At 72.0% G+C, this 10162-nt stretch carries 12 protein-coding genes; 9 read left to right on the top strand and 3 right to left on the bottom strand.

Features of this window, described 5'->3' with window-relative positions; translation table 11 throughout:
• Positions 1-622, top strand: a 622-nt coding sequence (locus ACGF0D_RS36575) for an FG-GAP repeat domain-containing protein (RefSeq protein WP_392923832.1), incomplete at its 5' end; no start/stop codon positions are given.
• Positions 623-770: 148 nt separating this feature from the next.
• On the opposite strand, the gene ACGF0D_RS36570 is transcribed toward ACGF0D_RS36575, so the two are convergent.
• Complete coding sequence (locus ACGF0D_RS36570) at positions 771-1535, bottom strand: sporulation protein (protein ID WP_392883235.1); 765 nt, start codon at positions 1533-1535, stop codon at positions 771-773.
• 231 nt (positions 1536-1766) lie between these two features.
• Here ACGF0D_RS36570 and ACGF0D_RS36565 point away from each other — a divergent pair, with 231 nt between their 5' ends.
• Genes ACGF0D_RS36565 through ACGF0D_RS36550 form a run of 4 tightly spaced genes read left to right on the top strand, consistent with a single transcriptional unit; the run spans position 1767 to position 4807 of the window.
• Positions 1767-2414 carry a 2OG-Fe(II) oxygenase gene (locus tag ACGF0D_RS36565; RefSeq protein ID WP_392923830.1) on the top strand — a complete coding sequence of 216 codons (648 nt, stop codon included), beginning with the start codon at positions 1767-1769 and terminating at the stop codon, positions 2412-2414.
• The gene (locus ACGF0D_RS36560; RefSeq protein WP_392923827.1) at positions 2411-3169 is read left to right on the top strand and encodes a hypothetical protein; all 759 of its coding nucleotides are present in this window, start codon (positions 2411-2413) and stop codon (positions 3167-3169) included. The genes ACGF0D_RS36565 and ACGF0D_RS36560 overlap by 4 nt, the downstream gene beginning before the upstream one ends.
• A complete protein-coding gene (locus tag ACGF0D_RS36555) occupies positions 3166-3927 on the top strand; it encodes a hypothetical protein (protein ID WP_392923824.1) in 762 nt (253 codons plus the stop codon). Before ACGF0D_RS36560 ends, ACGF0D_RS36555 begins: the two co-directional genes overlap by 4 nt.
• Positions 3928-3934: 7 nt before the next feature.
• The gene (locus ACGF0D_RS36550; RefSeq protein WP_392923822.1) at positions 3935-4807 is read left to right on the top strand and encodes a glycosyltransferase; all 873 of its coding nucleotides are present in this window, start codon (positions 3935-3937) and stop codon (positions 4805-4807) included.
• Positions 4808-5132: 325 nt separating this feature from the next.
• On the opposite strand, the gene ACGF0D_RS36545 is transcribed toward ACGF0D_RS36550, so the two are convergent.
• Both ACGF0D_RS36545 and ACGF0D_RS36540 read right to left on the bottom strand, forming a co-directional pair.
• Positions 5133-5636, bottom strand: a complete 504-nt coding sequence (locus ACGF0D_RS36545) for a hypothetical protein (RefSeq protein WP_392923819.1) — start codon at positions 5634-5636, stop codon at positions 5133-5135.
• A 29-nt stretch (positions 5637-5665) separates the two neighbouring features.
• Positions 5666-6235 carry a hypothetical protein gene (locus ACGF0D_RS36540; protein ID WP_392923816.1) on the bottom strand — a complete coding sequence of 190 codons (570 nt, stop codon included), beginning with the start codon at positions 6233-6235 and terminating at the stop codon, positions 5666-5668.
• 222 nt (positions 6236-6457) lie between these two features.
• On the opposite strand from ACGF0D_RS36540, the gene ACGF0D_RS36535 reads away from it, so the two are divergent.
• The 4 genes from ACGF0D_RS36535 to ACGF0D_RS36520 are packed head-to-tail and all read left to right on the top strand — an operon-like array spanning position 6458 to position 10131.
• The gene (locus tag ACGF0D_RS36535; RefSeq protein ID WP_392923814.1) at positions 6458-6793 is read left to right on the top strand and encodes a helix-turn-helix domain-containing protein; all 336 of its coding nucleotides are present in this window, start codon (positions 6458-6460) and stop codon (positions 6791-6793) included.
• A 7-nt stretch (positions 6794-6800) separates the two neighbouring features.
• Entirely contained in the window at positions 6801-8993 is a 2193-nt protein-coding gene (locus tag ACGF0D_RS36530) for a hypothetical protein (RefSeq protein WP_392923811.1), read from the top strand.
• A complete protein-coding gene (locus tag ACGF0D_RS36525) occupies positions 8990-9697 on the top strand; it encodes a helix-turn-helix domain containing protein (RefSeq protein WP_392923808.1) in 708 nt (235 codons plus the stop codon). The genes ACGF0D_RS36530 and ACGF0D_RS36525 overlap by 4 nt, the downstream gene beginning before the upstream one ends.
• Positions 9694-10131, top strand: a complete 438-nt coding sequence (locus ACGF0D_RS36520) for a helix-turn-helix domain-containing protein (protein ID WP_392883216.1) — start codon at positions 9694-9696, stop codon at positions 10129-10131. The genes ACGF0D_RS36525 and ACGF0D_RS36520 overlap by 4 nt, the downstream gene beginning before the upstream one ends.
• Positions 10132-10162 lie beyond the last annotated feature (31 nt).

Here is a 10162-nt window from a genome sequence, read left to right as displayed (position 1 = left end):
TTACACGCCGTTCGGGGTGGCTGACTGGGACCATGACGGTCATCAGGACATCGTCGCCCGTAATGACGCGAGTGGTGATCTGTGGCTGTACCCGGGCGACAGCAGCCGCGGTTTCAGCAGCGTGCAACCGGTCAGGATCGGCAGCGGTTGGCAGGGTTACACGCCGTTCGGGGTGGCTGACTGGGACCATGACGGTCATCAGGACATCGTCGCCCGTAATGACGCGAGTGGTGATCTGTGGCTGTACCCGGGCCAGAGCAGCCGCGGTTTCAGCAGCGCGCAACCGGTCAGGATCGGCAACAGCTGGCTGCCCTACTCGCCGCTCGGGGTGGCCGACTGGGACAACGACGGCCACCAGGACATCGTCGCCCGGGACAACGACAGCGGGAAACTCTGGCTGTACCCGGGCGACAGCACCCGCGGCTTCAGCAGCTTCCAGCGTGTGGAGATCGGCAACGGCTGGGGAGGCTTCTCGCCGTTCGGGGTGGCCGACTGGGACCGCGACGGTCATCAGGACATCGTCGCCCGTAATGACGCCAGTGGTGATCTGTGGCTGTACCCGGGCCAGAGCAGCCGTGGCTACAGCAACACCCCACCAGTGAAGATCGGCAACGGCTGGTAGGTGCGCGACCACGCCACCCCCGTGGCCGCGCGATGTCTCCCTCTTCTCCCGGGGCCGGGACGGCGGACGACACGCTCGCCCGCCGCCCCGGCCGCCGTCGCCCTCCCGAGGACCCTCGGCAGCCGGGCACCTCGGGCGAGGCGCGCGGTCAGTGGCCCAGCACGCCGCGGATCCAGCCGTCCACGGTGCCCGTCAGGTCGTGCTGCCCGGCCGCATGGTCCAGCACGAACGTGCGCACCGAGTCGCCGCCACGGAACATGCCGCGCTTGTCGAACTCCAGCACCACCTCGACCCGGTGCGGGTCGGTGACGAAGGACAGCTCGATCTCGTTGCAACGCCGGGCGAACTGCGGCGCCGCCTTGTACTCGATCTCCTGGTAGAACGGCAGCGTCTGGCCCGTGCCGTGGATCCGGCCGGCTTCCAGGTCGGCCCGCTGGAAGTGGAAGCCGAGCGCCGCCAGCGCCTCCAGCACCCGTTGCTGCACCGGCAGCGGCTGCACCGCGAGCGGATCGGTGTCCCCCCGGTCCAGCTGGCCGGCGATGTCCACGTCGGTGCGGACCCCGAGCACCATGCCCGCCAGGTGGTGGCCCCCGATCGCGGTCAGCGGCGTCTCCCACGGCACGGGCAGGGCGAACGGGACGGCGCGCTGCTCCTCGGCGGCCAGCCGCAGCGGGCCGCAGACCTGCGCCCGGGCGAACTCCTTGACGGTGTGGCTCTCGCCGTCCTCGTGCTCGACCTCGACCCGGGCGGCCAGGCAGAGCGTGATGCCGTTGATGTCGGCGTCCCGGCTGCCGCCGACCAGGTTGACCTGGCCGTGCACGGTGCCGCCGGGATGGACGGTCGGGGTGGACAGCACCGTGTCAACGGTGGGTCCACCGACGCCCAGGGCGCCGAGAAGCCGCTTGAACACCATCCGAGGGCACTCCTCACAGAACCGGGGGACCGAGCGCACCGATCCTACTTTGCCTGCGCTTTACCGCGGACCGGCCGTCACAACGGCAGGCCCCGAAGGGACGCGTGAGCCGATGACGGAGACACGGCAGCCCCCCGGGCGATCACCTTCCGCGAGATCACCATCACCATTGGTTAACGTGTCGGCGGGTTTCTCGTAGCCGTCGCACGACCGACCGAGAGCGGGAGAAGGATGCGGACCGGAACTCCCAGCCGTGAAGAGCGCAACAAGGTACAGCCGAGAATCTGGCGCAACGCACTGTCACCACAGGACTGCCGCGCCGCCGTCGAGGCCATGGCCCGGTCCGCCGCCATCACCGGCCCGGTGCTGCGCCGCAGCAACGACGTGGTCGACCTGAGCATGCGCAGCTGCTCGGAGCACCTGCTGGCGCCCGAGCGGGCGAAGCCCGTCGTCACCGCCATGCGGGAGGTCGCACGGAAGACGATCCAGGACGGGGGATGGCGACGGGTCGCCCTGGACGGCCCGAAGTTCTGCAGTTACGCCGAGCGCGGACTCTTCCGCGCCCACCGGGACAGCTCCGACGACCCGCTGGACCCGGCCGTCGTCCGCCGCCGCCGGCTGACGATCGTCTGCCTGCTGAACGACGCGACACCGCACGACGGCCTCCCGACCTTCGACGGCGGAGCGCTGGTCCTCCACGTTCCGCGGCCCGACGGCACCGTGGCGCCCGAGAACGTCCGGCTGGAAGCCGGCTCCATCGTCACCTTCCGCTCCGACGTGCTGCACGAGGTGCGCCCGGTGCGCACCGGTGTGCGGTACTCGGCGGTGGCGTGGCTCTACGACGTGGACGACAGCAGCACCAGCGAGGAGAAGCGATGAACCTTCACGACGAGCTGAACGACCGTCTGGAACTGCGGATCACCACCGATCCCCTCGGCGAGTACCGGCCGGAGCTGTCCCGGTTCCTCAGACAGCTCGGCCTCGGGCACCTGCTCGACGAGGTCCTGGTCCCGCTCACGGCGAGAGCCCACACCAGGACCGCCGTGGCCTTCGAAGAGCGCCCGTGGCCGCCGTCCGGCATCGGTGCGAGGACCCTGCGCGGCACGGCGGTGGCAGTGGTCGGCGACAACGGCCAGGCGTTGCTCACCCCGGCGTTCCTCTCCGTACGGGACGCGACCAACGTGGGGCTGGCGGCGGCGATGACGAAGCTCCTCCTCGAGGACCTGGCGGGCGCGGGCGTGGACTGGGTGTCCCTGTTCGTCAACGAGCAGTCGGCGGTCGTCTCCGGTGAGCTCGCCGACGTCGGCTTCGTACCCCGGCAGGCCCGGGTCCTGACCGACAGGAGCGAGTTCACGGCGTACTCGGCGAGCCCGCCCGCGGTACTGAAGGAACTCGGCCTGGACACCACCCGTCTCGGCGACGTGTTGGCCCTCAACCTCGACCGGTCCCGGATCTCCCGGCTCACGGGGTTCCACCTCTCACTCGCGGCGGGCATCGCACCGCACTGGGCCGGCGACACGCGGTGGGCCGAAGTGTTCCCCGGGTTCGACGAACTCCTGATGACGTCGCCGCCCGGCGGAATCACCGGCACCCCGGGACCCGCGATCGGTATCGGAGACGAGCCCGTCGAGTGACCCCGGTCATCGACGTCTTCATCCGCTCGTACCACCGGGACCGGCAGTGGCTGGACCTGGCGCTGCGGTCCATCGCTCTGTTCGCCTCGGGCCACCGCCAGGTCGTCGTGGTCGTACCGCGGTCGAGCCTCGAACGCATGGAGCCGTCGGCGATCGAGTCGACGGGCGCCCGCCTGTCCACCTGCCGCGACTACGGCGACGACTACCTCGGCCAGCAGATCACCAAGCTCCACGCGGACCGCTACACGGACGCGGACATGATCCTGCACCTGGACTCGGACCAGGTGTTCACGGCGCCCTGTGAGCTGACGGCCCGCCTGTTCGACCACGGCCGGCCGCGGATGGCCTTCGACTCGGGCGGCACCCGGCCGGAGTCGGACGGCTGGCGGCAGTGCCCGACCGCCTTCTACGGCGAACACGTGCGGCCCGACGTGACCGAGCCGCCGCCTCTGATCGTCCCCCGGCACGTGTACGCCGGGCTCCGCGCCCACTGCCGGGACGCGCACGGCCAGTCGATCGGCGACTACGCGCACGCCGCCGGGTTCGGCAGGTTCTGCGAGTTCGCACTGCTGCGCGGCTTCGCCCTGACCCGGGAACCGGAACGGTACACCTGGGTGGACACCGCCCGGCACGGCCGTCTGCTGCCGGAGTGCCGAAGCTTCTGGAGCCGGGCCCGGACACCCGCCTCGGTGGCCGACAGCCTGCCACCCGAGCTCACCGCCGCCGCTCCGCAACCCGCCGTCCCACCGGAACGGTGACGCCGGCATGCGCTCCTCGGTGCCCGTCTCCGTCGTCGTCTGCGCCTACCAGGAGGGTGACCGGGTCGCCGAGACCATCCGGTCGGTGGCGAGCGCGAGCGTGCGGCCACGCCAGCTCGTCCTCGTCGACGACGGCAGCACGGACGGCGGCTGCGAGCGCACCTGGCCGCCGTGGGTGCGGACCCTGCGCGGGGACCACGTCGGCGTGGCCGCGGCCCGCAACCGCGGCGCGCGGGCCGCCGACCAACCGGTCCTCGTCTTCCTCGACGCCCACTGCGCGGTGGACGACCGCTGGCTGACACCGCTCGTGACCGCGCTCGACCACACGCCGGACGCACTCGTCGGACCCGCGGTGCGGGACGCCTCCGACAGCCGCTTCGTGGGCTGCGGCGCCGAACTCGTGGACGCCCTGCTGACCTACCGCTGGCGCCCGGCGACCGGGCCCGGCGAGGTCGGTCTCCTCCCGGGCGGCTGCCTGGCGGTCGTCCGCGACCGCTTCCTCACCGAGGGAGGCTTCGCGGCCTTCAGCGGATTCGGACTGGAGGACGTCGAACTGGCCCTGCGGTGGTGGCGCGCGGGACGCCCCTCACTCGGCATCCCCGAAGCCGTCGTCACCCACCGCTTCCGCACACTCCCGCCGTACCGGCCGGAACAGCAACCGTGGCTCCAGAACATCCTGCGCACCGGGCTCGCCCACCTGCCCGGCCCGCACCTGCGGGCCACCGTCCTGGCCTGCGCCCGCTTCTCCACCTTCCCCGGCGCGATCGCCACCGTCCTCGCCGAGCCGTGGGCGGCGGCACAGCAGCGTCTCCTCACGACCGAACTGCGACCGATCGCCGACTACCTCGACCAATGGGCACCCCGGGCCTTCACCTCCTGAGACCGGACCCACCAGCCGCCGGCCGACCGGCGCGCGGCCGCGAAGGGTGCCATCCACGACCGGCGACCCGGCCACCGAGCCCCGGCACGGACAGCGCCATCGCCCCCAGCCCCCGGACGCCCGGCGGCTACCGCCACGGCCCCGGACGAAGAGCGGCCGGAGCGGACCGCTCATGGCGAAGGCGACCGGCAGATCAGCCGGCTGTCCGGGGACCCGGCCCCCGAGGAGCGGGGTGCGCGACCTTCAGACGGAGGCGGTCGCCCGGTCGGCAGCGGATCCCGGTCGCACTGTCCGCGGTGACCGGGCCCGTCGCAGGCCTTCGTTGTTACAGGCCGAGTTCCTCCGCTCCCGGGATCGTCATCGTGTCCGCCACGACGACGAATCCGTCGAGGGAATCGACGATGGTCCGAAGCCCCGCGGCCTGGAGGATGGTGTCCAGGGCCCTGTCCATGGCGGAGGTGACCGCCTGGCACAGGATGTCGGCCGGGCTGTCGGGCTTCGCGGTCTCGATCATGGCGTCGAGGTCGGCGCCTTCGTTCCACGCGACGCGGACCGAGCCCGCCGGGTAGATGTCGTTGTCCCAGCCGGGGAGGACCCGGACGCCCGGCGCCCCCGGTCCGGTGCTGATCGGCAGGCCAGCCAGGTCCAGGGCCCGTTTGAGGCGTGACAGGATCCGCTCGGTGCGCAGGTCTCCGCGCAGTTGCTCGGTCTCCTCGTCCATGCCGAGGAACTCGGCGAGTTCCAGGACGCTCCGCGGGTCGAGCCGGGGCCCGTTCCGGTTCTGGTCGTCCTCGCCGGTGGGGTCCGATGGGGTGTGGTCGCCGCTCATGTGTGCCCTTCTCGTGGCAGGCGAGGAAGTCAGTCGTCCGTCGGTCGTGACGGATCGTCGTTATCGCCGGTCAGGTCGAGGATCCGGCCGATCTCCTCGAAGATCTCTTCCTGGGTGTAGGCCTTGAGGTTGATCAGCGAAGTCATCATGGTGGCCGTCAGCGCGGCGAGGTCCACGAGCAGGTCGTAGAACCTGTTCTCGCCCTCGACCCAGACGCGCGCCATGATCGCCGGAGCCTCGGTGATGGTGGCGGGGTCGAAGAAGGCGCCGAGGACAGCGGGCACCTGGTCCTGCCACGGGACGTCCTCGCCGCGTCCTTTCCTCCGGTCCTCGGCGGCCGTGGCCAGAAGGTCCCGCATGAGCTTGGCCGGTTCGACGTCGTAGTGCTCGGCGAACAGGCCGGTGACGGCGGCGCCGGCGAAAGCGACGCCGGCGGCGAGAAACGAGATGTTCTCCATGCCACCGGCGGCGACGTCCTTGCGGGCGGTGGCGGCCACGACACGGCACACGGGGTGCTCGGAGCGCACGGCAGCCGTGTGGCAGGTGGGGTCCAACGAGGCGCGCAGGAGCGCGAAGACCGGGTCGTCAGCAGCAGGCATGGCCTCATCCTGCTCCGCCGGCGGACTCCTGTCCGGCGAATCGGTAATCGGATGATGACGCCCCGTCATGCTCGCGGAATCCGAGGGCGTACGCGACGTGCAGGCACCGCGGCTCCAGCGCGCCCGGCGAAGCCTATGCGGTCATTGTGTTACCAACATGCGGCGAAAAGTGATGCGTATCAAGAGGTGATCTATGCTGCCTATCTCGTCAGGAGGTATGTGATGTCCGAGATCTACGCGGCGGTGGACGCGCTACTGGCCAAGGCCCGGGACGGCGGCGACCTGCCGGAACCGGCCGAGCGGGAGCGGCTGCGCAAGGCCGCCGGCCTGACCCAGATCGAGGTCGCCGAGGCCTTGAAGACCAGGCGGGAGACGTTCGCCAAGTGGGAGAACGGCGCCGCTCAGCCGCGGGCCCCGAAACGCGGCGCCTACGCCTTCCTGCTCGCGGGCCTGGCCGACATCCACGGCACCCAGGGCCCGGACGGCTGGCTCACTCTCGCCCGACAGGCCCGCCCCCTCGACACCGGCACCAGCACCGACGCCACGGAAGGGAAGTGACACCCTGATGGACCGCAAGACGTACACCGCCGAGCTCGCCGGTCTGCGCGAGCTGCGCACCGGGATCGCGGCCGCTGAGAAGCAGGTCGCGGCCGCGCAGAAGGAGCTGGACAAGCTCACCGCCCAGCGCTCGCGCCGCGTGGCCGGGCTCGCGGGGTACGAAGGCGCCCAGGCGCCGGCCGTCGCGAAGGCCTCGGGCCTGTCGGTCGGCGACGTCGTGCGGATCGCCCCCCTGCTGGACCCGACCCCGGCAGCCGTCCGCGCCGCCAAGGCCGGCGACCAGGCCGTCACCGTTGCGCCGGCGCCCGCGCCCGCGCCGGTGGCCGAGTCCGAGCCGGTGCCGGTCGCCGAGCCCAGCGTCACCGTGGCTCCGGCGCTGACCCGCCCCGCCGCCGTCACCGAGCAGCCCGCCTCCGCCGCTCCCGCAGCCGTTGCGCCGGTCGAACCGGAGGCTTCGGTCGCTCCGGTCGCTGCCGTGCCGCGTCCGGCAGTCGAGGCCGGTCCGCGCGAGCTGCCCACCCTCCCCGAGGGCCCGGCCGGTGCGCGGTTCGAAGCGGTGACGACCGGTCTGCTCTCCAAGCGCCCGAACTTCGTCCAGCAGGCCCGCTCCACGGTGTTCCTGGACGCCGCGACCGGCGACCTCGCGGTGCGCGACCGCGTGGTGCGGCTCGACCTCGGCGCCCGCACCCCGGGCGAGATCCTGGACGCCGTCCTCGCCACCGCGCCCGGCACCGAGCGGATCTACATCACCGCCGGCGCGCCCTGGCACGACGGCGCCGAGCGCTACAGCACGCTCAAGGACGCCGTCACGGCGTGGCTGAACACCCCGTCGGAACGGTGGACCACCGCCGTCGGCTCCGGCCGCGACAAGCTGGCCGGACACTTCGTCCACCAGCGCCAGCCGGTCGGCCGCTACGCCCCCGCGGCTGCGCCGGACGGCGGCAGCACGGAGATCCGCTCGATGGGGGAGTGGTTCGACCCGGACGGCGCCGACGTCGTCACCTGCCGCCAGGCTTTCACCCTGTTGTGGCAGGCGCTGCGCCGCCACTGGGACGACGCCGTGTTGATGGGCTCGCCGTCGCAGACCGGCCGGGACCTGTGGTCGCGCACCATCCCGACGACCGGCAAGTGGGCGGGCGGCTACCCGGTCCTCAGCGAGGAACTCCGGGGCCTCCTGCACGCGACCGGCGGCCAGGGCCGCACCGAGCTGATCCTGCCGCCCCGCGTCCCGGAGCAGCTGCCCGCCCTGGTGGAGTACGACCGCACCTTCGCCTACGCCAAGCACCTGTGGAAGTCACCGGTCGGCACCCCACGCCGCATCACCGCGCGGGCGTTCGCGGCGATGACCGAGCAGGAGCAGACCAAGGCCCTGATGTCCTGCTCGCACTGGAACGTGCGCGTGACCGTCCCGGCCGGGTGGAACCACGTCGGCCTGCTCCCCGCCCCGGTCACCGGTGACCGCGCCTGGATCTACCCGTCGGAGCCCGGCGCGACGTTCACGACGTGGGCGGGCGGCGCGGAGATCCACCTCGCCCTCGCCAACCACATCGCACCGTGGCGGATCGAGATCCTCGGCGGCCTGCTCTTCGAGGACGGCAAGCCCCTGGACGAGTGGGGCAAGCGCCTCAAGGCGGCCTGGTCGGACCTGACCAACCTCTCGAAGATGCACGGCGACGAGCGGCAGCGGCAGGCCGCCTACCTCGCCTCCCGCGCCGTCCGGTCGGTGCTGCTGTTCGGCCTGGGCGGCTTCGCGCAGCGCCCCCGCCTGGTCTCCGGCACCACCCCGATCGGCGAGGCGCTGCCCGCCGGGGTGGAGATCCTCGGCCAGGACGCCGAGGTCGTCACCTGGCAGCGGCAGGCCGGCTTCTCCCGCGACCCCTACGCCCACCCCGAATGGGCCGCCTACGTCTGGTCCGGCGCCCGTGCCGCGCTGCTGGACATGAAGTACCGCCAGGGCAAGGACATCATCGCCCACGCCGGCGCCCTGCACGCGAAGCCCGGCACGGTCGTGTACTTCGGCACCGACGGCATCGCCCTGACCGAGCGCCAGCCCTGGCCCTACCGCGGGGAGCCCGGCGACTACCTCCTCAAGGGCCACCTCACCGGCCCCGTCGAGCACCCGACCAGCCAGGAGCAGTACCTCAAGCTGCGCGGCCTGGGCCGCGCCGAACTCGCCCAGAAGGGGGATGAGCAGCAGTGAGTTCGGCCGACCCGAACAACCCCAACGAGGCCGCGCGCCTGACCCAGGAGCTGATCGACCAGGGCTACACCAAACGTCAGGTCGCCAGGATGCTCGGCCGCGACGCCTCACTCGTCTCCCAGTTCTTCACCAAGGGAAAGGGCGCCAGCATGGTGGGCGCGCTGCGCCAGCTGGTCCGAGCGGTGCGCGGAGGCGAGCGCGACGCCGAGGCACTGTCCGGGATCGCGGAGGCGAACATCAGGCGCCGCCGTACCAAGACCGGGCAGAAGGCCCGGGTGCGGGGCAAGGACACCGTCGGCGAGGCCGGTGGGTCGATGGCCGGCCGCGCCGGACGCCAGGCCATCCGCTCCGGTGCGAGCCACCTCGCCCCGGTGGTGCACGAGACCGGACAGGCCGGCGGCCGCCTCGCCTTCACCGTCCGGATGAAGGCCGACCAGTACGTCTACTCGGCAGGGTCGGAGAAGGACTCCGGCGGTATCCGCCGCGGCTTCATCCCGCGCTCCGATGGCACGGAGGAGCGCACCTACGGCTCTGCGAGCACGGGCGGGTTCGACGCCGCCGAGTGGTCCCAGCGCGTGGCGGACCACCACGGCGACGTCACCGAGGCCATGAAGGAGTGGCTGGTGGAGACCGGCCGCGCCGTCGAGGACGCCGACATCGCCTACCTGGAAGTCCGCGGCTGGGTGCCCGAGGAGGACCGATGAGCGCCGGACACACCCGCCGCCCCGGCACCACCAGGCGAGAAGAGCTGCGCGTCCAAGCCGTCACGCTGAAGGACAGCGGCCACACCATCGGCCAGATCGCTTTGAACCTGCGTATCTCCCCGAGCACCGCACACCGGCTGCTCTCCCGAGCCGCCCGGCATGCCACCGCGACGGCCGAGGACCGCCTCGACTGGTTCACGGGCCCCGACGAGATGCTCGCCGTGCTGCGCCGCGCCGCCCAGGAGTGCCGCGTGGTGCTCGACCCGGTTGTTCGCCCAAGCGAGAAGGAGGCCCAGAAACTGACTGACGCCCTGGCGGACGTCCTCCTCACCGAGGGCGGCTTCGACAGCGAGTGGACGATCACGCCGGTTGGCGGCCTTGTGGAGAGCCTCATTGACGCCCTCCATCGCTACGCCTACCCCGACGAGCACTGACCCCGACACCGCCCGGCACACGAAGGAGAGC

Origin of the sequence: Kitasatospora sp. NPDC048298 (assembly GCF_043201465.1) — a bacterium.
Classification (GTDB): domain Bacteria; phylum Actinomycetota; class Actinomycetes; order Streptomycetales; family Streptomycetaceae; genus Kitasatospora.
The sequence above is the reverse complement of the archived record's forward strand: the minus strand, read 5'-3'. Positions and strand labels throughout refer to the sequence as shown.